This window comes from Pontibacter diazotrophicus (assembly GCF_003367245.1).
Taxonomy (GTDB): Bacteria; Bacteroidota; Bacteroidia; order Cytophagales; family Hymenobacteraceae; genus Pontibacter; species Pontibacter diazotrophicus.
Genome location: NZ_QRGR01000001.1, coordinates 223,656 through 246,931, shown reverse-complemented (window position 1 = coordinate 246,931; position 23,276 = coordinate 223,656). Strand labels below are relative to the sequence as shown.

Below are 23,276 nucleotides of genomic sequence, written 5' to 3'. Positions count from 1 at the left end.
CATTACCATTCAAAGCTTCGCCTCTGGGCCGTTCATTATCTTCGGCATCACTTTTGCGTAACATAAATAGTACTTTCAATTTAATTAGATGCTATCATTGACAACTCGTTTCAAAATCATATTGTCTGTATTTGCAGTAATCCTGCTGACAGCTTCCTTTATCCTTTACAAAAGCGACGAGACGCCTGAAGGGAAAAATCAGATCCTGATTAAAGCCTTGATGCAAGGCTTAAATAGCGGACACTATCAACCAGAAAAAGTAGACGACGCTTTCTCTCAGAAGGTATTTGACCTTTATGTACAGCGCCTCGACTTTAACAAGAAATTTTTACTTGCCTCAGATGTGCAGAACTTGCGCAAGTATAGAACAGCCATAGACGACCAGCTCCGCGAGGGCTCGTTGGAGTTTTTTGATGTGTCTGCCGATCTCATCGCGCAGCGTACAAAAGAATCTCAGGCTTTCTACAAAGAGATTCTTTCCCAGCCTTTCGATTTTTCTGTAAATGAGACAATCGAAACGGACGGAGAGAAACTTACTTATGCAAAAGACAGAGCGGCTCTGAAAGAAGCATGGCGCAAGCAGCTGAAATACCAGACGCTGGTTCGCCTCTCTGAAATCAAAAAAGAGCAGGAAAAAGCCTTAGAAAAAGGCGATAAAACAGATACAAAGACTCCTGAGCAAATGGAGAAAGAGGCTCGTGAGAAGGTTAGAAAATCTTACGAAGGCCTGTATGAGCGTATGGAAAGAATCAATGCCGACGATCGCCGTACAACGTTTATCAATGCCATCACCAATGTATATGACCCGCATACAGGCTATTTCCCTCCTAAGGACAAGCGTAATTTCGATATTGAATTTACAGGTCGATTAGAAGGTATTGGTGCCTCCTTACAGGAGCAAGACAACCAGATTAAGGTGATGGACATTGTGCCAGGCAGCCCTTCTTATATGCAAGGCGACTTGAAGCCCGGTGATGTAATTCAGAAAGTGGCACAAGGAGATAATGACCCTGTTTTGGTTGAAGGCATGCGTCTCGACGACGCAATTCAGCTTATCCGTGGTAAAAAGGGAACAGAAGTACGCCTGACGGTGAAAAAGCCGGACGGTTCTACACAGGTTATTCCGATTGTGCGTGATATCATTGTATTAGAAGAAGGATATGCCCAGTCTGCCATCATTGATGATCAGGAGAAAATTGGCTATATTAAGTTGCCGGGCTTCTACGCTGATTTCCAGAACAAAGACGGTCGCTTTAGTGGTGCCGATGTGAAGAAGGAAGTAGAGAAGCTGAAAGCAGCAGGTATGGAAGGTCTTATTCTTGACCTGCGCAACAACGGTGGAGGTTCTCTTTCAGACGCCATAGAAATGGCTGGCCTGTTTGTAGACCAGGGACCAATCGTACAGGTAAAAACAGCTGAAGGCAAAGCCGTGGTCCTAAACGACCGCGACCCGCAGGTGCAGTATGATGGCCCGCTCGTAATTATGGTGAACGCTAACAGCGCATCAGCTTCTGAGATTCTAGCAGCAGCTATGCAGGACTATAAGCGTGCCGTGATTGTTGGTAGCCCTACATATGGCAAAGGTACTGTACAGCAGTTTTTTGAACTGGACGAAGCGCTGCCATCGCAGTTTGATGCTTTCAAGCCGTTTGGTGCGCTAAAGCTGACAACGCAAAAGTTCTACCGCATTAACGGTGGTACTACGCAGCTGCGCGGTGTGACACCTGATATCATTCTTCCGGATGCTTACCATTACATCGAATTTGGAGAAAAAGAGCAGGAGTATCCATTGCCGTTTGATGAAATTGCCCCAGCCAAATACAAGCCATGGTCTAAAGGCAATTTAAATCTTGCCAAGGTGCAGACTAACAGCAAAAACAGGATAGCCACAAACGCCAGCTTTACCCTGATTGAAGAAAGCGCGGGCCGCCTGAAAAAGCAATCTGACAATACAGAACGCTCACTTCAATTAGAGAAGTACCTGGCCGAGGAGGCTAAAGCAGAGGCAGCATCCAAGCGCTTTGAGGCAGCTCAGGAATCTGCGCCGGCACTTAATGTTAACCGCCTGCAGCAAGACCTTCAGGCGCTAGGAAGCGACACTTCTAAAGTGGCTCGTAGCAGAGAATTTGTAAAGAACCTGAAGCAGGATGTATATGTGGAAGAGGCTGTAGCCATTATTCAGAGTGATCTGAAGCCAATGTCTATCACGGGGAAACAGCAGAAGAAATAAGCTTCATTAAAATACTTTGAAAACGCCGGCTATGAATCATAGCCGGCGTTTTTTATATTACCCCTTCAAGCTATCAATACCATACATGCTAAACCAACAACTCTACCTCTCGGCTTATCTTCTAAAAGGATATACAAAAGCAAACCTAAGATCCTGGCTGCTGCTTCTCATATTATTTACCTCTTTGCTGAGTAGCTGTGCCACAGGTTCAAACCCCGAAAGCGCAGTACAGGAAAGAGGGCTGGTTACAAACAAAGCCATGGTGGTTTCAGCACACCCTGAAGCCTCCCGCGTAGGAGTAGAAATTCTGAAGAAAGGGGGCAATGCGTATGATGCCGCCATAGCCACGCAGTTTGCACTGGCCGTAGTACATCCTGCAGCAGGCAACATAGGCGGAGGCGGCTTTGTGGTTTACCGGCAAAGCAACGGCGAAACAGGCGCATTGGATTACAGGGAGAAAGCTCCAGGTGCTGCAACAGAAACAATGTACCAAGACACGGCAGGCAATGTGGTAGAAGGCCTGAGCACAGACGGGCACTTAGCAGCCGGCGTTCCGGGTACCGTAGATGGAATGGTGCAACTGCATAAAAGATTAGGCTCACTGCCCTGGGCAGAGTTGGTACAGCCTGCTATTAACCTGGCCACAAGAGGCGTAGCACTAACAGAGAAAGAAGCAAATGGGTTGAACAGGTCGAAAGAAAGCTTTCTGAGGCTTAACAAGCATATGCCTTACCTCGTGCAGGATGAGGCGTGGCAGAAGGGTGATACCTTACGCCACCCGGACCTGGCACGCACCTTAACCCGTATCCGCGACAATGGCCGCGACGGCTTTTACACCGGCGAAACCGCTGACCTGATTTTGCAGGAAATGCAGCGTGGCAACGGCATCATCTCACACCAGGATCTGGCAAACTATGCTGCCCAATGGCGGCAACCTATCATAGGAGAATATCGGAACTTTAAAGTTATCTCCATGGGGCCACCTTCCAGCGGAGGCATTGCCCTGCTGCAGTTGTTACAGATGGTAGAGTCTTACAAACTAAACCAGTATGGCTGGCAAAGCACCGAAGCCGTGCAACTGATGACAGAGGCTGAGCGCAGGGTGTATGCCGACCGTGCCACCTACCTCGGCGATCCTGACTTTGTAGAAGTACCTGTGCAGGAGCTTCTGGACCCAATTTACCTGAAAGAGCGCATGGCAAACGTAAGTCTTGCTCAGGCCACTCCTTCCGCTACTGTAAAAGCCGGAGAACTATCGGTTTATGAATCAGAGCAGACCACGCACTTTAGTATTGTTGATGAAGCCGGCAACGCCGCATCTGTCACCACCACCCTCAACGGCAGCTATGGCTCCAGGGTAGTAGTAGAAGGCGCAGGCTTTCTGCTGAACAACGAAATGGATGATTTCAGCGCAAAGCCGGGCGTGCCGAATATGTTTGGCCTGATAGGAGGCAAAGCAAACGCTATTGCTCCAGGCAAGCGCATGCTCAGCGCCATGACGCCTACCATCCTGGAGAAGGATGGAAAGCTTTATATGGTAGTAGGCACACCGGGAGGATCTACCATCATCACCTCTGTTTTCCAGGCTATCCTGAATGTAACCGCACATGATATGACGATGCAGCAGGCCGTGGCGGCTCCACGCTTCCATCACCAATGGCTGCCAGATGAGATACAACACGAGCCTGAGGCGCTTTCTACGGAGGTTAGAGACCAACTTACCAACAAGGGCTATAAACTGCGTGAGAGGGGCTATTATGGCCGCATGGACGCTATTTTAGTGCTACCTGATGGCAAGCTGGAAGGAGGAGCTGATCCGCGCGGTGACGACAAGGCAGCGGGCTATTGATCTGTTAGGGCCTGCTGCTGCTTCCTTTTCTGAATAAAGCCAGCTACATACACACTCACTGCAGCAATACCCGTGGCTGTCATCAGCCCGAAGACGGTGGCCCTGCGGTTAAGTACTTCCGGGGTGAATATTCTTTTAACTTCTCTGGATGGTGCTACCGCTTTGGCAAACATTCTTCCTGTCATGAGCGTGAGCACCGTGGTTAGCCCCACCGCTGCATGCGCCACTGTTCTGTTACCGGCCCTTACTCCTGAGCTCAGCGTAAGCAAGGCCCCTCCTACTGCCGGTGGTATCAGTGCGGTTTTTGGTCGGCTCTCGTTCAGAAAGTAACTGGTTAGCCCTGCTCCTATCAAAGTAGCAGCATGTGCGTTATTCGCGATATCTGGTCTGTCAACTATATTCATCTCTGTTTATTTTTTATCTTTTTACCAGCTGCAGCCTGCTAGGGTTATACTTAATTTTAAGTTCCAGGCAAGAATGCAAGGCTAGAGAGAGGTACCTTAAGTATAACAGCCCGCTCAAGCCTTACGTGAAGCAGCTTTGCTACATTTTATCCAGCGCCTGTTCTAAGTCTTTGATAAGGTATTCCGGCTCTTCCAGCCCTACGTAAAACCGCACCATATTAAAAGGCAGGTCCGACTTCATTTCTTCGGAGGCATAAGTGGCCGACACCGGGAAAATAAGCGACTCATGCCCGCCCCAGGATGCCGCCATCAGGAAGTGCTTAAGACTGTCGCAGAATTTATCTACCTGTTCCATACGCGCTGCTTTGAGATACAGGGAAAACTGACCGGAGTTGTCCCGCATCTGGCGCTGCGCTAGCTCATACTGCGGGTGCGTGGGCAGGAAAGGAAACAGTACCTGCTCTACCTTTGGATGCTGGGTTAAATAGCTCACTACCTTGTGAGTGGAGGCTGCTACCCGCTCCATCCGTACCGGCAGGGTGCGAAGCCCCCTGATAAACAGCCAGGCATCGTGCGGGGAAAGCACTGCCCCAAGTGTTAAGAACTCCCCTTTAAAAATCTGGTTTATATGCTCCCGCGAGCCGCATACAACACCACCCATCACATCGGAATGCCCGCCGATGTACTTGGTGCAGGAATGCACGACCAGGTCTATCCCAAAAGCAATCGGGTTTTGATGCAGGGGACTGGCAAAGCTGTTGTCGATGATGGTAACACAGTTATTCTCTTTTGCAAAGGCCGCCACTGCAGAAAGATCCTGCAGCTCAAATGTAAAGGAGGTAGGGCTCTCGAGGTACAGCAACTTTGTGTTTGGCCTCATGGCTTCTTTGAAGTTGACTATGTCTTTGCCGTCTACCATCGTGACCTCTACACCGAAGCGGGGCAGGAACTTACGCATCAGATTCTTAGCCCAGGTATAGGGCCGTTTTACACACACCACATGGTCTCCGGCTTTTACCTGCGAAAGTACGGCCGCTGCTATAGCTCCCATGCCACTACCAAAGGCGACGGCATGTTCCGCCCCTTCCAGTGCTGCCATTTTCTTCTCAAATATGGTTACCGTAGGGTTATTGCCCCGGCTATACATATACTCGTCCTCCTCATGCTTCATTTTATATCGCATGTCGGCTACGGTCTTACTCGCAAAGTTGCTGCTCTGTATAATGGGTGGCGCTACTGCCTCAAAATACTGCTCCCGCTCCTCTCCCAGTTCATTTATAATGTATGCTAAGTCCATGGTTTCAATGTGATTTTAACTCCTTTTACTCCTTCGCGGCGCTTTGCGTTCAGCAGCTACCAAACGTATCTCATGGCAAATACTAATATTATTAGCTTTTACCGCTCAATATCTAAATTATGTGCCTCTGAGGTTCAGAAACACATAATTAAATTTCACATTCGCGCGTAAAATCTTGATTATGAGCACTAATATTTTTATCTTGTGCTACAAATATTAGCATTTATTGCAACTGTTCCTGGTCCACAGATGTTGTTTATTTATGAAAGAGAAAGAAGAAGAAAATGTTGTTTCGCTGTATCCGGAGGAACAGAAAATGACGGAAAAAGAGTGGCAGAAATCCATTCCGGCCCAGGTGTTTCTAAACTACTTTTTTGCGATAAATTATCATATCCAGCACTTCAACGATAATGGCTTAGCGCATCTTACTTTTTTCAAAGAGGCAAAACCAGAATTGAACGAACAGGATATAGAGGCTGTAAAACGCTTGTTGCTGAACTGCTGGAGCACCGAGTATGCTTTGCGTGCCACTGCAGAGTTGGGAGACGAGGCTTATATGCGTAACGCGCTCCACTGGACTTTCCCGCAGGCTTACTACACAGTTTTTGCCGGGCTACAGGCTTTCCTGCGTACGCGCGGTGTCAGTTCAAATCATGAAGCGCTGATACTCCGCGAAGCAGGGCGACTGGTAGTGAAGAACGCCTATTCAAGAGCAATAGGATTCTATGCTTCCGGCCACTACGAAGACTTTAACATTAACCGGCTGCCACTGGCACACTATAAGCCGGGCCTACAGATAGCAGGAAAGGAACTGGAGGCACAGGCACAGATTGGGCAGTTTCTGCGCACCACACGCCGGCAGAAGGCGAAAACGGTAAGGCAACAGGTACAGGCAAACCCTGCTACTGCCATCCGTAGCAGCCGCACCAATGAGGTACTGCAGAAGTTCGGGCCACAGCACTGGCAGCAGCTTACCTGGCGCGTGGGCTATACCACTATCTTTGACCTGATGGCCCGCCTGCGCATCTCCTCATCGCACCGCGAAATTGAGCGCTTTGTGCAGGCAGACATAGACTTCAAGCTGTTCCATGAATCGCTGCTGGAAATCGTGAGTTACCTGAATGGCATACATGAAAGTTATGTGGCACAGGCTATGGGTATGCAGCAATATGAGGCTTTTGTACAGGAACTGCCAAAGCACCTGCAAAACTCTTTTGCAGCAGCCAGGATGCAGGAGCGAATCAAGCCGCTCTTCACAGAAGACGATTACCAACTGGGGCAGGCAGCTTAAGCTGTTTTACCCATCTATATACTTCAGGCTCCCGTGGGTTTATACCTGCGGGAGCCTTTTTTTATTTTTGAATAACTGAATTTTGAATGACTGAATAACAAAGAGGATGTGTGCAAAAGTCCCAGCGGGACGACCTGTTGATAGCCTGATGTTCCATAGGCACCTTAAGCTCCAGAGGAGCGGTCTGTTTGAGATGCATCAACAGGTCGCTCCTCTGGAGCTTAAGAAGTGCCAAGAATGATTTTCTATCAACAGGTCGTCCCGCTGGGACTATTTCTAGGTCAGTTAATGAATCACATAGCAACGCCTCTTAAAAAGTTTGCCTCTCATACTTGCGCATATTTGATAAAAGCAGCATAAAGCTTCACATACCCAACTCGCTTCCCCTTCTCTACCAGCACCAACCATTTAACAATCAAGCCATTTAACAATTAGCAGATTAACCTTTAAAAGCTGCCATTTATTTACGAATTTTGCAGATTATTTAAAACGACCACCATTACTAAAAACGCATGCAACTGAGCGAACAGGAACTACGCAGACGCCATGAGCGCGAAGAGCTGGAGAAAATGGGGATTAACCCCTATCCATCTGAGACCTTTGAAGTTACTGCCACTGCCAAAGAAATAAAACAAAATTTCGATAAGGAAAAGAACAACTACCAGGAGGTTAGCCTGGCTGGCCGCTTAATGAGTCGCCGCATCATGGGCAAAGCCTCTTTTGCGGAACTCATGGACAGCACTGGTCGCATCCAGATTTATGTATCACGCGATGATATTGCACCGGACGAAGACAAGGCCATGTACAATACCGTGTTCAAGAAGATGCTTGATATCGGCGACTTTATCGGTATAAAGGGTTATACTTTCGTGACGCAGGTGGGTGAGATTTCGGTACATGTTACCGAATTGAAAGTGCTTACAAAATCTCTGAAGCCGCTCCCCATTGTGAAGCGCGAGGTAGATGAGAACGGCGTAGAGCACGTGTACGATGCGTTCAGCGACCCGGAACTGCGTTACCGCCAGCGTTACGTTGACCTTGTGGTAAACCCTGAGGTGCGCGAAACTTTTAAAAAGCGTACGCAACTGGTAAACTCCATGCGCAGCTTCCTGACCGATAAAGGGTACCTGGAGGTGGAAACACCTGTCCTGCAGCCCTTATACGGTGGTGCGGCGGCTCGTCCGTTTAAAACACACCACAATACCCTGGACATGACGCTGTACCTGCGCATTGCCAATGAGTTGTACCTGAAGCGCCTGATTGTAGGTGGTTTCGATGGCGTGTTTGAGTTTGCGAAAGACTTCCGTAACGAAGGCATGAGCCGTTTCCATAACCCGGAATTTACGCAGGTAGAACTTTACGTTGCGTACAAAGACTATAACTGGATGATGGACCTGGTGGAGGCGATGGTAGAGAAAGTAGCCATGGATCTGCACGGTACTACGGAGGTGAAAGTGGGCGAAAACATGATTAATTTCCAGCGCCCTTGGAAGCGCTTCACCATGTTTGAGGCCATCGAGCACTTCACAAAGATTGACATTTCTGAAATGGATGAGCCGGCCCTGCGCCAGACAGCAGAAGGCTTAGGCATCAGAATTGAGCCAACACTGGGCAAAGGCAAAATTATTGATGAGATTTTCGGCGAAACTTGCGAGCCATACCTGATTCAGCCGACTTTCATTACCGACTACCCGGTAGAGATGAGCCCGCTGGCCAAGAAGCACCGCAGCAAGCCAGGATTGGTAGAACGTTTTGAGGCAATCTGTAACGGTAAAGAAATCTGTAACGCCTTCTCTGAGCTGAACGACCCGATTGACCAGCGTGCCCGCTTTGAGGAGCAACTGGAATTGGGCAAGCGTGGCGATACGGAAGCCATGGTGCTGGACGAAGATTTCCTGCGTGCCCTGGAATACGGTATGCCGCCAACAGCAGGCCTGGGTATCGGCATCGACCGCCTGAGCATGATCATGACAAACTCCCACTCTATTCAGGATGTCTTGTTCTTCCCGCAGATGAAGCCGGAAAAACAGGAGAAGAAAGAAGAAGAAAAGTAATATATACACCAGATTGATACAAAAAGAAAGCGCCTGCTACAATGTAGCAGGCGCTTTCTTTTTGACTGTATTATCGTACCCCTTATGGTCTCGGTGGAGTAGTTGGCGTTGTTGGGCCACCTGTAGTACCCGGGCCTGTAGTTCCTGTGGTTCCAGGGCCTGTGTTGCCTGTACTTCCCGGATTTCGTGGGTCGTTTATCATATTCTTCACATCCTTGTCGCTACGCTTATCGGTATCAGTGTACGGGCTGTTCTTTGTGGTGCCAGTAGTAGTCGTGCTGGTAGCCACTCTACCGGTAGTTGCAGTAGGAGGTAGATCAGGAGCTTCGTTTACATGCGCATCTGTCTGGCCTCCGCCTTTGTTCACCTTGTTCATCAGGTCATTTACCTGGCTGCTTACCTGGTCAGTGTATTTTTTAGCTGAATCTGTTACTTTTCTACGTATAGCTGTACCTCTTTCAGGAGCTAAAAGCAGCCCGGCAAGAACTCCTACACCAGCACCTGCTAACAAGCCTGCGGTAAACCCGCCAGCACCAACAGCAGCAGCTTTCTTTTTCTTCGATTTTGAAGAGGTATCTTTCTGCTTCATCTGGTGTAGTGAAGAAGAAGATGACTCCGTATTATAGTTTGATCCGCGTTCTCCTAATGATCTGCAATCCATGTCTGTTCTCATAGTTCGTATTTGTTTTAATTGGGGTATATCATTTACATAAAGTCCGTATAAAGACTTTATTTTCTACTAATAACGAGATAGGCAGTAATAGGTTAGCAAAGCTCCTAAAAAACAAGCTGCGCCTGCTCTACATCAAGAACAGGCGCACCTGAAGGTAACATTAGCTCCGTTCATGAGCATGACTCATGCGGCCTGTGCTACAGAATAATCTTATTCTGTATACCATCTATTTCACTATATCAGGTGGTTAAGCGTTACCGCCAGTAGTGCCTGTTGCGTTGCCGCCTGTTGTACCTGTGTTAGAACCGCCTTTATTAGTTTCTTCGGATTTGCCGAACGTATCACCGCTCATATTTTTGATTTCGTCTAAACCAATTTGCAGGTTCTTTTCTAAGTCTTTGCTTACTTTGCCAGCCCATTTCTTAACGCTGGTACGGGTAACTTCACCAGTATCCGGTGCCATCAGCAAACCTGCAATTACACCGGCGCTAGCGCCAGCCAACATAGCTAATAATATCTTTCCGCTATTATCTTTCATAGTCTTTGATTGGTTATTATTAAATTTAGTTATTCTGTTTTTACAATGTTCTTTGAATAACGTTCAAGTATAGCATTAAGTTATATCTATACAAAAGAATTCTATTATTGAACATTTATAGCCATAGCCAAACCTGGTTTCACAGCCACACCAAAGTGCTATTGCCCAATCTGAGAAATAAGGCGAACTACCTCATCCTTTGTCTTTCCGAGCTTACGCTGCAAGCGGTCAAGCAGCTCTCTTTCGCTTCCTTCCTGATAGTCCAGATCCTCTTCTGTTAAATCATCATAGTTATTTCTCAGTTGTCTCTTCACATCAGTCCAGGACCCCTGCATTACCAGTTGATCGTCATCACTGCCTTGTCCCTGGTTTGACATAGCCTTCACTTTGGCTGTCCAACGCTTCAACGTATTGTTAACTTCATCTCCTGCCTCATTAAGGCTTTGCATCACACTCTGGCGAGCAGCACGGCCATCTTCAGGCGCTAGCAACAAACCTGCTACTACACCAGCACCTAATCCTGCCAGGGAAGCTAAAAGTATTTTTCCGTTGTCTTTGTTCTTGTTGTTCATGGTTTTAATTTAATTAAGTAATATTCTGTACGCTTCTCGCCCTTCAGATAGGAACAGATAACAGCAGTAAAAAGCTGTTCTCCGTTTTTATTTCCATAGTTTTGCGCATCGAAAATACATACGGTTTCAGCCATATTTAGTTAATATAGGCACAACAAGTGTAACGACTGCGTATAAAATTATAAATCATCCGAAGCATAATTTATGAAAAGTATAAACACTGCTTTCCTTGCTATGATGCTGAGCAGCGTATTTTCCTGCGCAGGCACCGAAACTGCTCAGACGGCCTGCATTGATCCTGACAAAATAAACCCTGACGGTATTTGTACCATGCAGTATGACCCTGTGTGCGGCTGTGATGGCAAGACTTACAGTAATGCCTGTATGGCCGACAACGCAGGCGTTACTTCTTATACCAAGGGCACCTGCAGTGGTGATGGAGATTAGAGCATGTTTAAATTTTATTTTTGAAAGCGAAAATGGGTGACTTTAGGTTCTGACAAGGCTCGTTTTGAGGGTAATAGCAGCGCTATTGCACGAAAAACAGCCGTAGTCAGGTTCTGAAAGCGCACATTTGCAGCTCAAAGAATAAATTTTAAACATGCTCTTAACAGGCACATCCGCTTTTTACCTATAAAAACAAACTGAAATGAGCGATAAAAAATACTTTAAACAAACAAAACCTTTTCGGGTACCTACCCACGACGGGAAATTTATAGAAGAGCACTTTGGCCACGCCTCCACCCAGACCGGCGGCTTCAGCGTGGCACACATGGTAGCTCCGCCCCACTGGGGTGAACCTCATCAGAAGCCGGAATTTGATGAGATTACAATTATTACCCGGGGCCGTCAGTTAATGGAAATAGACGGAGAAGAAGTAGAAGTAAAGGCCGGAGAGTCCATCCTGATAAAAGCGGGTGCGCGTATCCGCTATTCAAATCCTTACGACGAAGAAACAGAATACTGGTCCATCTGTATTCCCGCCTTCGATATCAGCACCGTTCACCGGGAAGATGATTAGTGCCTCCGGTACTTCTTAAAAGTTGAAGCATAGTGAATGACGTGTGAATGCTTTATCTGATTATCCTATATGAAGAAGATACACTTATACCTGTTTGCCGCTGCGGTAGCCGCCACAGCCTGTACTCAGACTTCATCAGGTTCTGCAACCAGCGCTGTTGCGCCAGGCCAGCCAGCCCTTTCAGCTATCAGTACAGAAGAATTACGCGAGGACCTCTTTACCCTGGCCAGTGACGAGATGCGGGGGAAAAGAGCCGGAACAGTAGATGAACTCAGAGCAGCTGCCTGGGTAGCAGAGCAGGCACGCGAAGCCGGTTTGGAACCTGCAGGAGACGACGGTACCTATTTCCAGTTTTTCCCCATCAGCCGGACACGCGTAGCGGATAACAGCACCATTGCTATCAGCGGAAAGCCCGCCACCCTATGGCAGCAAGTGTGGCTTACATCACCCACAGAAGCACGCATAGAGGCACCTGTCGTGTGGCTAAACGCGCTGGCGGATACTGCCCGACAGAATTTGGAAGGGAAAGTAGTGGCCATGACGCTTCAGCCACCAACACGCATGCCTGCAGCGGGAATGAGCCTGTGGAACTACCGCTATGTTGCCTCGGCGCTACGCCAGCAAACCAATGCCCTGAAAAATCAGAAGGCTGCCGCCATACTGTTGGTGACGGACTCCACAGCGGAAGCGGACTTTGGTTTTATAGCCCATGTTTTTGAGGAGGGCACCTACCTGCTGGAAGGCGATGCCAACCAGCAAAACAGTGCTGCGCCTGTCATGCTGGTTCAATCTGCTTTGGCGCCCAATCTTAAACAGCCTGAGGCAAAACTGACAGCTAACATCAAAGTGGACAAGTATACTTACCCGTCGATGAACGTGGTGGCCAGGGCTCCCGGCTCAGACCCTGAACTGCGGAGGGAGCATGTGCTTTTTAGCGGCCACCACGACCATGATGGCATAGGGGCAACTGTAGACGGAGACTCTATTTATAACGGTGCCGACGACAATGCCTCTGTTACGGTGGCGCTCTTAGCCATCGGCAGGGCCTGGACCCAAAATCCCGGAAAGCGCTCCGCCCTGTTTGTATGGCATGGCGCAGAAGAGCGCGGTTTGCTTGGCTCCCGTTATTATGTAGAGCACCCTACGGTGGAAAAAGAATCGATAGTGGCAGTGCTGAACGGAGACATGATCGGGCGCAATGCACCTGACTCTGCCGCCCTGCTGGGTGCCATACCACCACATCGCAATTCCACCGCACTAGTAGAAATGGCCATGCAGGCGAATCAGCAGTTTACAAATTTCACCATTGATACATCCTGGGATGAAGCGAGCCATCCGGAGGGCTGGTACTTCCGCAGCGACCACTTGCCTTACGCCCGCGCCGGAATCCCCGCCATCTTTTTCACCACGCTCCTGCACCCGGACTACCACACCCCACGGGATGAAGCAGAACGCATTGACTTGGAGAAGCTAACAAAGATGACGCGCTGGATGTATGCAACCGGCTGGGCCGTTTCAGAAGCTCTGCAACGCCCAACCACAGATCCGGACGCAAAGTTGGAGCGCTAAGTAAAGTACAGCCAAAAAGGTACGGTAGCAGGTTGATTTATTTTTCCTCCGCCTCCGAAAGAGCCTGCTTTGCCCATGGCCACCCATCGGCAACAGGCCGTGGCGTTACCCATTCTTTTGCACCCCATGTATAAGGCACTGAAGCCAGATCAACGGAAGGATCTACAATCGGGTGCAGCGGATATCCGTTGAGGCTAAGCTTGGAGATGGCGTATACCTCCGGATTTTTCATTCCCTGCTTTTTATACTCTTCTTTTATGATCTGTGCCACCTGCCAGATAATATCAGGGTGCTTCGGGAGCTCCTTTAGCTGCTCCGTTGCCAGGTAAGTGGAAGGGCTCACAATTTCTGTTCTTTGCGTGGCTGCATCCTGCACGGTGTAATATACGGCTCCACTTTTGGTGCGCAACATCATCCGCCACGAGAACCGATGCCCTTCTTCAGTCCAGTTCACGTCGCCGGGTATAAAGAAGTGCCGCAGCGGGAACACCAGCTGCCAACTCAGGTAGATTATAAAGAACTGAATACCTAGGCGCTGCTGCCATTTCGGCTGCTTCAGAGGCATAGTTTGCAGGGCTGCAGGAGAAACTTCTTTCCTGAAAAACCAACGGGCAATCTGATCCGGGCGAAAGAAAAGCACATTGGCTGCAATCATGAAATACGGAAACACGCCTACATGAAATACTGCAGAGTTGAAGATATGGAATACAAAGGCCACCCAGAAAGCAGCCATACGTGTGCGGGGCCACAGCAAGGCAAAGCCTATCAGAAAGTCAAAAACCACACCTCCCCAGGCAACAAGCCAAATCATGGCAGGCGTGTTCAGGTAAGGGCCGATGACGTAAAAATGTGTTTTATACGACATCCAGATGCTCACCGACTTAGCCGCCAGCCAGTCAGGCTGTATTTTAGCAACGCCAGCATAAAAGTAAACGAACAGCAACTGAATCCTGAAAAGCCATAGTGTCCACTGTGGTGCCACATCGCTTTCCAGCTCTGGCTGCCGCCGCACATCCAGGGATAATTTACGGTGTGCAGGCAGTAGCACCATTAACCCGCTCATTAGAAAAATGAGGTAGTGGTGGTTAAGGTAGTGCGTCTTTTCACTGAAGAAACTATAACCAAACAGCAGAAAGAACAAAAAGGAGGTGATTTTGTAGCGCCAGCCCAGCATTATCTGGAGGCCTAGCAGCGCCATCAGCAGGTAAACATACACCATCCCATACCCTGGCAGTGGCTTTATCCACTCTAAGCCAATATAGCCAATGTGGTAAGTAGGCTCCACATAATGCTCCTGCACCCAGTTAATCAGTACCGCGCCAATTCCTTCGCAGAACATCAATAACCCAAACAGGATCCGGAAATAAACAAGCGGATAAATGGATATCGGCTTGAGAAGCTGTTGCATGACTCCTAAATTAAAGTGATTAGACCTCCTAAATATAAAGGCTGCTTTTTTAGAAAAGTAATATCACAAAAAAAGCAGAGAAGAACCTTACTTCTTTAAAAATACGTGACAAGATAAAGCCTGCAGCGGGTACGTATACATCCATCGTATCAAGGAACCCGCTGTATAACAGAATGGCCTCTGGAGCAGCTGCTCCAGAGGCCATTCTGTTATATCAAAGGAGAATCATTTTCAAATCTCCCATTTTTGAATTTACTTCTGTATCATGTTCACGATATCTTCAGAGATACCCATGTTGCTGAAGCCACCGTCGTGCATCAGGTTCTGCATGGTGACCATTTTAGTCAGGTCAGAGAACAGGGTGATGGTGTAATCTGCGCAGGCTTCGGCAGACGCGTTGCCAAGCGGTGACATCTTATCAGCATATTCGTAGAACGCATCGAAGCCGCCTACGCCTGTACCGGCAGTAGTTTTGGTCGGAGACTGCGAAATCGTGTTTACGCGCACGTTCTTGAGCTTGCCTAAGCGGTAGCCGTAGTTACGGGCAATGGACTCCAGCACTGCCTTCGCCTGCGACATGTCTGTATAGTCAGGGAACACACGCTGTGCCGCGACATAAGACAAGGCCACAATAGAAGCCCACTCATTCAGCGCGTCCTGCTTTTCTGCCACGTGCATTACCTTATGGAAAGAAAGAGCCGAAATATCCAGCGTTTTCTGAAACCAGTCGTAGTTCAGGTCGCCGTAAGATTTGCTCTTACGGATGTTCGGGCTCATACCAATAGAGTGCAGCACGAAGTCCAGTTTGCCACCCAAAATCTCCTGCGATCTGGTGAACAGGTTCTCCAGGTCTTCTACTGAAGTAGCATCAGCAGGCACAATCTCTGCGTTGCATTCCTCCGCCAGCTTCTTTATTTCTCCCATGCGCATGGCAAGTGGCGCATTCGTCAGCACGAACTCGGCACCTTCTTCGTGGGCACGCTTTGCTACCTTCCAGGCAATAGACTTCTCGTCCAGGGCTCCGAAAATAATTCCTTTCTTTCCTTTTAGCAGATTATAGGACATGTCTTTTTATGTTGTTGTTTGTGTATGACCGCGTTTAAGGCAGCAATATAAGCATAACTCTTTATAGTGAAAGCAACTCTTTCGCACTTTGATAGGCATTGGCGCTTGGGTTGGCCCCTGCAATCATATGTGCGATTTCATTCACGCGCTCCTCCTCATCCAGTTTCCGCACGCGGCTGATGGTTCGTTCTTCGGTGTCTTCTTTATACACAAAGTAATGGGAGTTGCCCTGTGCTGCAATTTGCGGGAGGTGCGAAATAGCAATAATCTGGTGCTTCTGCGCCATCTGCTGCATCATCTTCCCTACTTTCACAGCTACCTCACCGGATATACCAGTATCAATCTCGTCGAACACAATGGTTGGCAATGCAGTCTTATCTGCGAGCATATACTTAATGCTGAGCATCAGGCGCGAGAATTCACCACCGGAGGCAGCCTTACTCAACGTCTGGGGCTGTGCTCCTTTGTTGGCGCTGAACAGGATGTTGATATCATCGGTACCTGTGGCTGTTGGCGCTACTTCGTTGTGCTGAATGACAATGCGGGCGTTTGGCATACCAAGGTCAGCAACGAGTGTATACAGCTCCTGCTCAAATGTGTCGAAGGAAGCTTTGCGGCGCTCCGAAAGGATCGCTGCTTTTTCGTGCACCTCCTTCTCTGCCTGCTTCATAGCCTTTTCGGTGCTGGCAATGGCGTTGTCCAGATTCAAGACACTACCCACTTTATCTTCCAGCTCACGCTGTATTCCCAGCAACTCAGCGATGGTAAGCACCTGGTGCTTGCGCTGCAGGGTATAGATCAGGTTCAGGCGCTCCTGTACCTCTTCTGTCCGCTCCGGGTCAGCTTCGGTATTTCGATCAGCGTCCTCCAACTCCCCGGCAATATCGTTTAGCTCTATCATGCAGCTCTCCGTGCGGGTGCGCAGTTCCTCGTATTTAGAGGAGAATTGTGCCAGCTGCCCAATAAGATAGGCCGTGTCTTTCAGGGACGAGGTAATGTTAAACTCCGACTCCGTGAGGCTCTGCACCGCCTGTGCGAGCTTCAGTTTAATGTCTTCGGCATTCTCCAGTTGCTTCAGCTCTTCCTCTAATTCCTCCTGCTCTTTTTCCTGCAGGCTGGCCTCTGCCAGCTCGTTCAGGAGAAAAGCGTGGTAGTCATGTTCTTTCTGGGCCTGTGCCAGCTTTTCAGTCAGCTTTTTATAGTCACTCTCCAGCTTTTTAAACTGGCGGTAACTCTCGTTATACTTGCGCAGGTACGACAGGTTCCCCGCATATATATCGAAGGTGGTGTTACCCATGGCTGCCGTGTTACCGGCATATATGTCCAGGATGTTCAGCTGATAACTGGTATCGCCGAGCTGCAGCGTGTCGTGCTGCGAGTGGACGTCCATCAGGTTCTCACCGATTTTCCGGATCACGTCCAGCGTTACGGGTGTGTCGTTGACAAAGGCACGGCTCTTCCCGCTCGGGCTAATCTCGCGGCGCAGAATACACTGGTCATCAAAGTCCAGGTCCTCTTTCGTGAAGAGCTCCTGCAGGTTGTAGCTCGATATATCGAATACTCCCTCTATCACGCACTTCTCGTTCTGGTTAAAGAGCAGCTTTGTATCTGCGCGGTTACCCATCAGCAGGCCTATGGCCCCCAGCATAATGGATTTACCCGCACCGGTTTCACCCGTGATGATATTGAGCACCGGCGAAGGACGCATCTCCAGCTTCTCAATCAGGGCGTAATTTTTTATTTTAAGATCTATCAGCATACATCAAGACACAAGACTAAAATCCAAGATATAAGACTTTTTGCCTATGCTAAAGTTCGGAAATTCTATTGAAATACAAGATAAAATTATGGGGAGCAGGTGCTTTAAGTACAGGGCTAAAGCGAACACTTCCGCTATCAATATGGCGCTTCTATGTCGTAGATGATTTCTTCAATCTCACCGATAGCCACTTTATGCTTTCCAAAGCGATGGTCCTTCAGGTGAAGTTCTTCGTCCGTCAGCTTTGTGATGTCGCCGTTCATAACTACTTTACTGCGCAGCACCACCTGCACTGTTTGCCGCACCAACAGCTCCTGAATACGGTTCTTTATGTCATTCCTGAAAATGCGTTCCTGCCGCTTGCCCATAGGGGATATAGGTATAAACCCGACTTTGCTGCCGGGTGCGTGAAGATACGCTGTTTTAGCGAAATTCTAAAAATTTTAGCGTTTTAGCAAAATCTCGTATTTCGTATTGTTGGTGGGGTCTACCTGCGATAAGACAGTGAAAGCCTGCTGCTTCTGGACAGGCGCGGCCGTTTTAAACATATTCACCAGTTCATCAGACTTCGCATCGAAGAAAGCGCGCAGCACAGCGGCGTTTGGCTTTTGCTGCTGCAGGCGCTGCAGGTCTGCTAAGAAACCAAGCATTGTGGTCCGTGCCTTTTCAGGGTCCTGCGCCATAATGTCCAGCCCTTGCCGATGCATCTTGTACATGCCCTCGCGGTAAGGCAGAAACTGCGGGTCCTGCAGGTTGTCGATCAGCCAATAGCGGTTCCGGTTGCCGTCGAAGGCTTTCCAGCCTACATATCCGGCTCCTTGTGAGGCAGCAATGTTCAGTACGTTCCTCGCCCTGTCGAAGGCGGGTGCGCCACCCAGGCGGCCAAAGCTGTCGTTATCCATTCCCACTATCATGTAGGCATAGAAAGCCAGCATGGAGGAAAGGTTAGAGGTATAGTTGTTTTCAGAGAAGTCAAGTGGTTGAGCGGTGTTAAACTGAAAAGTCCAGTCTTTGTCGATGAACGAGAAAAGAACTGTCTCATAGCCGGTGCCATACGTTGGCCGCAGCGACACCACCTGCACATTGGCCTGGAAGGTTCCAATCTCCGGCATGGCTGTGAGGTTGATCAGCAACCTGCATTTAATGCGCTCGTCCGGCTGGTAAGGTTGGTCTGTCCAGCGGCGGTTGTTCATGAACTCAAAGATGCTGGTTTGCATATCCGAGAATAGCTGCCGGTCGGTGTATTGTACCTGCTCGCTGTTCACTACTACATCACACTGCAGTTCCTGCGCCCTGGCAGTCCAGGCCGTGCAAAACAGCAGCAGCATCACAAATACTTTTTTAACCATGTAGCCTGTCCCAGATGAGGTTTACAATATCCTGTGCCACTTCGCTCTTCGGCTTCAGCTCAAAGGCGGTGGTGGCTTCCTGTTCAATAACAGTTATTTTATTTGTATCGTGCCTGAAACCTGCCCCCGCATCGTTCAGGGAGTTCAGCACAATCATATCCAGATTTTTTTTATGCAGCTTTTCGCGGGCGTTTGTATTCTCATTGTGAGTTTCGAGGGCAAAGCCCACCGAAAACTGCCCCGGCTTTTTACGCTGTCCCAGCGCCGCTGCTATATCAACGTTCTTAACCAGTTCAATCGTCAGCTCGTTCCCTGATTTCTTGATTTTTTTCTCTGCGGTTACTTTTGGCTTGTAATCGGCCACGGCAGCGGCGAATATCAGGATATCAGCCGCATCGGCATGTTCCAGCACAGCGGCATACATTTCGTCGGCCGTTGTCACGTTTGTAACGGTAATGTTAGCATGGTGGGCATGGAGGTTAGTGGGCCCTGCCACCAGTTGCACGGTAGCCCCGCGCTGTGCAAAACATTCAGCCAGGGCATAGCCCATTTTACCTGTAGAGTGGTTTCCTATAAAGCGAACGGGATCTATAGGCTCTTGTGTCGGCCCGGCCGTTAAGAGTACTGTTTTGCCTTTAAACGATTCTTGATTCACCTCCAAAGAAGTTCTGAAGTACTTGTACAATTTCTTCCGGCTCCGCCATACGCCCCTGCCCTACCAGGCCACTTGCCAGCTCGCCGTAACCTGCCTCTATAATGCGGTTGCCGTAGCCCTGCAGCTTTGTGAAATTAGCCTGCACTGCCGGGTGCCGGTACATATCCAAATCCATGGCGGGGGCAACAAATACAGGGCAGCGTGCCGAGAGATAGGTGGCAGAAAGGAGGTTATCACAGAAGCCGTTGGCGAACTTGGCCACTGTGTTGGCACTTGCCGGGGCTACCACCAGGGCATCAGCCCAGAGCCCGAGGTCCACGTGGTTGTTCCAGGTGCCTGTTTCGTCTTTCACAAAATGGCTGAGCACGGGCCGTTTAGAGAGGGTAGCCAGTGTGAGAGGGGTTATAAACTCAGAAGCAGAAGCAGTCAGGATGACTTGTACTTCTGCTTCTGCTTTTATGAGTTGGCGGACAAGCAGCGCTGCCTTGTAGGCTGCAATACTTCCGCAAACTCCCAATATAATCTTTTTGCCCTGCAGCATACGCCTGTATTACAGGTTGATGTCCTCCTGTGTTTCCTCGTCGCTCGGGTTTCTTACGTAAACCTTCTTCTCCAGGAACTCCTCTACTGCCAGGTTGGTAGGCTTCGGAAGGCGCTCATAGTACTTAGAGATTTCGATTTGCTCGCGGTTCTCGAAAACTTCCTCCAAGTTATCTACAGTAGTAGCGAATTCAGCCAGCTTAGAGTTTAACTCCTCCTTCAGCTTCACAGAAATCTGGTTTGCTCTTTTGGAAATCACTGCCACAGACATGTATACGTTGCCGGTTTGCGCTGCAAAGTCGGCCATGTTGCGGGTAACGATAGATGATGGAACTGATGCCATATGTATATTCTTTATAGATTCGCTTGATTGTTCGTATTCTTTCTGATTCTTTCGAGTTCGCTTCTTGCCTGCTCGTAGAACTGCTCCGCATTACGCTTAAACCTGCTGTCAGGATACTGATCCACGAAACTCTGAAAATAGTCTATTGCCTCGTCGAAGCGCTCTTCCTGCTTGCTTGCCACACTTTCCATAGCATAGCGGTACTGTGACTCAAGCTTTAAGAAAGCCGCCTCCTCGCTGTAAGGAGAAGAAGCATGCTCCCGCTGGAAATTATTGAAAGCCACCACAGCAGAGTGCCAGTAACGCAACTGGTAATACAAACGCGCCTGGTTAAACTCTTTCCTGTCAAGCTTTAAGTAGAGTTGTTCAATTCTACTGTTAGCCTCCGGCACATTCTCGCTGTCAGGATAGCGCGTAACAAACTCCTCGAAAGCCATGATAGCGGTTATCGTCGGCGTCTGGTCTTCCTGGTAACTTGGCGACTGCTGATACAGCGACTGCGCCTGCATATACATTGCCTCCTCTGCTAAAGGGCTTCGCGGGTAAGTTGTATAAAAATTGCGAAAGTAGGCATCACTCAGGATGTAGTTGCTCTGCTTAAAATGCGATTGCGCCTGATAAAACAGGGCTTTCTCTGACTCCCCCGTACCAGCTAACAACGGTGTAACCTGGTCTAGCAACTGAGAGGCACGATAGTACTCCTCCTTCTCGTAATACTCGAGGGCTGCCTGGTATTTCTTTGTGACGTCGTTACTCTTCAGAAGTTTCTGAAAATTGCTGCAGCCACTGATAAGCAGTAACAGGCAAAAAAGTGTAACGGTATTTAAAAAGCCTTTATTCATGAACAGGCAAAATTATAAAATATCAGTATGATTTACAAAAATGAATTTAAGATAGGTCGGGTAAATGAATCAATACCCTATTTCTTCTTCTTAGCCGCTTTATTTTTACCGGCTGCCTGTGCTGTAGGAGCCTGCTGCTTCGGTATTTCCGGGGGCTTTACCACTACAGCGCGCTTTGCCGTTACCTCCTGCTTCGTGGGTCGCAGCTCTGCCATCCAAGTAAAGCCCGCTAATGTTTTATCTTCTTCCTTTAGTTCATGCGGCGGCACAAAGTTGGCATCTGGCTGCACCAGAAACGAAATTGTCTTCAGTTTATTTTCAGCGAACTTCAAGACCATATCGCTGCAGATGGCTTTGTTCATCCCCGTCATCAGGGTGTCGCCCTGCAAAGCATAGTACAGGCTTTCCCCGTTTCCGTTTACATTCACCCGCTTTATCTTGCCATCCTGAAAATAGGCCGTCATGTCGCGGCCTTTTACCTGGTTGTAGTTCTTCAGCGAGTCTTCTGAGGAGATAAAGGCATTGCTGTACATGTACATCCTGTCGATGGTCTTGTTGCGCAGCTCCATGTGGATAGTATCTGATACCAGCTGGCTCTCGTCGCTCCAGAGCACCGGCGCTATGTTCAGGTGCATCAAAGAGTCGGTGCGGTTATAACTCAGCGAATCAGCCTTTCCCTGCAGGTCAGACTTAAAGATTTTTACGTTCGGGTAGGCGAAGATCATACTGGCCGCCTTCGCATCCTTCGCCTCGCGGGAGTAAAGCGTGTCTGCTGACAGGTAGAGAGTATCCTGGTCCAGGAAAGTTTCCATCACCGGGTTTCCGTACACCTTGGCTTCTCCTTTCTCGCGCCAGTAGCGGCCCACCTGGCCGTATATCGTCACATCGTCCTTCAGCGACCGCAAAGTTACATTTTGCTCTGCGTATCCATACCCCGTGTTCTGGTCGTAGAACAGTTTGTCTCCGCCCAATCGGTATTCAGGCGTCAGGATATAGGCATTGCGCCCGAAATTAGAAATCTTGGTGAGTGTGTTGTAATTGCCTTCTTCGGCATACAGATCCCCCTGCTGCCCTTTAATAATTGTTGGCCCCTGAAAGAACACCACTTTTGTAAGGGTGTTATACTTCATATTTTCGGAGGTGATATTATAGTCTTTGGTGGTCACCTTCACGTTCTCCTGGAAGGTATACAACTTGTTGTTCAGGTCGTAAGAGCCTCTGCGGCTTTCCAGCCGGTTCTCCGGATCCACAATAACACCGCCCTCGGTATACACAGCGGTTTTAGTATTCAGGTCGTAGTCCAGGCTGGGCGTGGTCAGGGTCATGCGCGGGTCGCGCATCACCACGTTGCCGGTCATCTTAGCAGTTCGGTTTGTGCCATTATACACCATGTGGTTACCTGTCAGGGTAACTGTATCAGCCTGATTAATGCGGACATTGCCAAAGGCCTCCAGCATATTGGTGTCGTCACGGTACTGGTACACAGAGTCGGCATACAGCAAGGCGTCGTTCTGCTTAAACTTCACATTGCCGATAAGCTTCACGATTTCGCGGCGATTAAAAGTACCGCCTATCAGGTCATCAGCTCCTTGTAACTGTACTTTCTCTGCCTGCCCTTGCTGTGGCTGTGGCCGCTGCTGCCCGAAAACCGTTAAGGTCATCAGGGTAAAGACAAGGGAAAACAGTAGTTTTGTGCTATTCATTTAGTTTATACAAAAGATATAAAGACGCAAGTTAAAGGACGTTGGAGAAGAACAAATCTTTCATCCTTTATCATGTCATCTTTCTTCATCCTATTGATTTCAAAATTAGAAAAA

22 protein-coding genes are annotated in these 23,276 nt (G+C 48.7%); 7 read left to right on the top strand and 15 right to left on the bottom strand.

The window, feature by feature from the left end; all coding sequences use genetic code 11:
• Positions 1–121: 121 nt before the first annotated feature.
• Together DXT99_RS01055 and ggt are read left to right on the top strand one after the other, a co-directional pair.
• A complete protein-coding gene (locus DXT99_RS01055) occupies positions 122–2,230 on the top strand; it encodes a carboxy terminal-processing peptidase (RefSeq protein WP_246000382.1) in 2,109 nt (702 codons plus the stop codon).
• Positions 2,231–2,315: 85 nt separating this feature from the next.
• Positions 2,316–4,079 carry a gamma-glutamyltransferase gene (ggt, locus tag DXT99_RS01050; protein ID WP_220273327.1) on the top strand — a complete coding sequence of 588 codons (1,764 nt, stop codon included), beginning with the start codon at positions 2,316–2,318 and terminating at the stop codon, positions 4,077–4,079.
• On the opposite strand, the gene DXT99_RS01045 is transcribed toward ggt, so the two are convergent.
• On the bottom strand, positions 4,073–4,483 hold the full coding sequence (locus DXT99_RS01045) for a hypothetical protein (protein ID WP_246000381.1): 411 nt from the start codon (positions 4,481–4,483) through the stop codon (positions 4,073–4,075). The genes ggt and DXT99_RS01045 overlap by 7 nt on opposite strands.
• A gap of 139 nt (positions 4,484–4,622) precedes the next feature.
• A complete protein-coding gene (locus DXT99_RS01040) occupies positions 4,623–5,780 on the bottom strand; it encodes a trans-sulfuration enzyme family protein (protein WP_115563652.1) in 1,158 nt (385 codons plus the stop codon).
• 262 nt (positions 5,781–6,042) lie between these two features.
• Here DXT99_RS01040 and DXT99_RS01035 point away from each other — a divergent pair, with 262 nt between their 5' ends.
• Both DXT99_RS01035 and lysS read left to right on the top strand, forming a co-directional pair.
• Positions 6,043–7,071 (top strand): hypothetical protein, encoded by a 1,029-nt coding sequence (locus tag DXT99_RS01035; protein WP_115563651.1) that lies wholly within the window; start codon positions 6,043–6,045, stop codon positions 7,069–7,071.
• 512 nt (positions 7,072–7,583) lie between these two features.
• Positions 7,584–9,125, top strand: a complete 1,542-nt coding sequence (gene lysS, locus DXT99_RS01030) for a lysine--tRNA ligase (protein WP_115563650.1) — start codon at positions 7,584–7,586, stop codon at positions 9,123–9,125.
• Positions 9,126–9,207: 82 nt separating this feature from the next.
• On the opposite strand, the gene DXT99_RS01025 is transcribed toward lysS, so the two are convergent.
• From DXT99_RS01025 to DXT99_RS01015, 3 genes are all read right to left on the bottom strand, one after another.
• Positions 9,208–9,798, bottom strand: coding sequence for a YtxH domain-containing protein (locus tag DXT99_RS01025; protein ID WP_115563649.1), 591 nt, complete (start codon positions 9,796–9,798; stop codon positions 9,208–9,210).
• 247 nt (positions 9,799–10,045) lie between these two features.
• Positions 10,046–10,336: a YtxH domain-containing protein gene (locus DXT99_RS01020; protein WP_115563648.1), complete on the bottom strand. Its 291-nt coding sequence runs from the start codon at positions 10,334–10,336 to the stop codon at positions 10,046–10,048.
• Positions 10,337–10,494: 158 nt separating this feature from the next.
• Positions 10,495–10,908, bottom strand: coding sequence for a YtxH domain-containing protein (locus DXT99_RS01015; RefSeq protein ID WP_115563647.1), 414 nt, complete (start codon positions 10,906–10,908; stop codon positions 10,495–10,497).
• Between the two features lie 204 nt (positions 10,909–11,112).
• On the opposite strand from DXT99_RS01015, the gene DXT99_RS01010 reads away from it, so the two are divergent.
• The 3 genes from DXT99_RS01010 to DXT99_RS01000 all read left to right on the top strand — a co-directional run bounded on the left by DXT99_RS01010 (position 11,113) and on the right by DXT99_RS01000 (position 13,498).
• On the top strand, positions 11,113–11,355 hold the full coding sequence (locus DXT99_RS01010) for a Kazal-type serine protease inhibitor domain-containing protein (protein ID WP_115563646.1): 243 nt from the start codon (positions 11,113–11,115) through the stop codon (positions 11,353–11,355).
• Positions 11,356–11,557: 202 nt separating this feature from the next.
• Complete coding sequence (locus DXT99_RS01005; protein WP_115563645.1) at positions 11,558–11,929, top strand: cupin domain-containing protein; 372 nt, start codon at positions 11,558–11,560, stop codon at positions 11,927–11,929.
• A gap of 69 nt (positions 11,930–11,998) precedes the next feature.
• Complete coding sequence (locus DXT99_RS01000; RefSeq protein ID WP_115563644.1) at positions 11,999–13,498, top strand: M28 family peptidase; 1,500 nt, start codon at positions 11,999–12,001, stop codon at positions 13,496–13,498.
• A gap of 37 nt (positions 13,499–13,535) precedes the next feature.
• On the opposite strand, the gene DXT99_RS00995 is transcribed toward DXT99_RS01000, so the two are convergent.
• The 10 genes from DXT99_RS00995 to DXT99_RS00950 all read right to left on the bottom strand — a co-directional run bounded on the left by DXT99_RS00995 (position 13,536) and on the right by DXT99_RS00950 (position 23,162).
• On the bottom strand, positions 13,536–14,906 hold the full coding sequence (locus DXT99_RS00995) for an HTTM domain-containing protein (protein ID WP_115563643.1): 1,371 nt from the start codon (positions 14,904–14,906) through the stop codon (positions 13,536–13,538).
• A gap of 252 nt (positions 14,907–15,158) precedes the next feature.
• Positions 15,159–15,971, bottom strand: coding sequence for an enoyl-ACP reductase FabI (locus DXT99_RS00990; RefSeq protein ID WP_115563642.1), 813 nt, complete (start codon positions 15,969–15,971; stop codon positions 15,159–15,161).
• A 61-nt stretch (positions 15,972–16,032) separates the two neighbouring features.
• Positions 16,033–17,730, bottom strand: a complete 1,698-nt coding sequence (gene recN, locus DXT99_RS00985; protein ID WP_115563641.1) for a DNA repair protein RecN — start codon at positions 17,728–17,730, stop codon at positions 16,033–16,035.
• A 137-nt stretch (positions 17,731–17,867) separates the two neighbouring features.
• Positions 17,868–18,098 (bottom strand): hypothetical protein, encoded by a 231-nt coding sequence (locus tag DXT99_RS00980; RefSeq protein WP_115563640.1) that lies wholly within the window; start codon positions 18,096–18,098, stop codon positions 17,868–17,870.
• A 75-nt stretch (positions 18,099–18,173) separates the two neighbouring features.
• A complete protein-coding gene (porD, locus tag DXT99_RS00975; RefSeq protein ID WP_115563639.1) occupies positions 18,174–19,079 on the bottom strand; it encodes a type IX secretion system protein PorD in 906 nt (301 codons plus the stop codon).
• Positions 19,072–19,734 carry a bifunctional phosphopantothenoylcysteine decarboxylase/phosphopantothenate--cysteine ligase CoaBC gene (coaBC, locus tag DXT99_RS27835; protein ID WP_115563788.1) on the bottom strand — a complete coding sequence of 221 codons (663 nt, stop codon included), beginning with the start codon at positions 19,732–19,734 and terminating at the stop codon, positions 19,072–19,074. The genes porD and coaBC overlap by 8 nt, the downstream gene beginning before the upstream one ends.
• The gene (locus DXT99_RS27830; RefSeq protein ID WP_115563638.1) at positions 19,715–20,275 is read right to left on the bottom strand and encodes a flavoprotein; all 561 of its coding nucleotides are present in this window, start codon (positions 20,273–20,275) and stop codon (positions 19,715–19,717) included. Before DXT99_RS27830 ends, coaBC begins: the two co-directional genes overlap by 20 nt.
• A gap of 9 nt (positions 20,276–20,284) precedes the next feature.
• Entirely contained in the window at positions 20,285–20,617 is a 333-nt protein-coding gene (locus tag DXT99_RS00960; protein WP_115563637.1) for a DNA-directed RNA polymerase subunit omega, read from the bottom strand.
• An 11-nt stretch (positions 20,618–20,628) separates the two neighbouring features.
• Positions 20,629–21,459 (bottom strand): outer membrane protein assembly factor BamD, encoded by an 831-nt coding sequence (locus tag DXT99_RS00955; protein WP_115563636.1) that lies wholly within the window; start codon positions 21,457–21,459, stop codon positions 20,629–20,631.
• Between the two features lie 77 nt (positions 21,460–21,536).
• Positions 21,537–23,162, bottom strand: a complete 1,626-nt coding sequence (locus DXT99_RS00950; RefSeq protein WP_115563635.1) for an OstA-like protein — start codon at positions 23,160–23,162, stop codon at positions 21,537–21,539.
• Between the last annotated feature and the right edge of the window lie 114 nt (positions 23,163–23,276).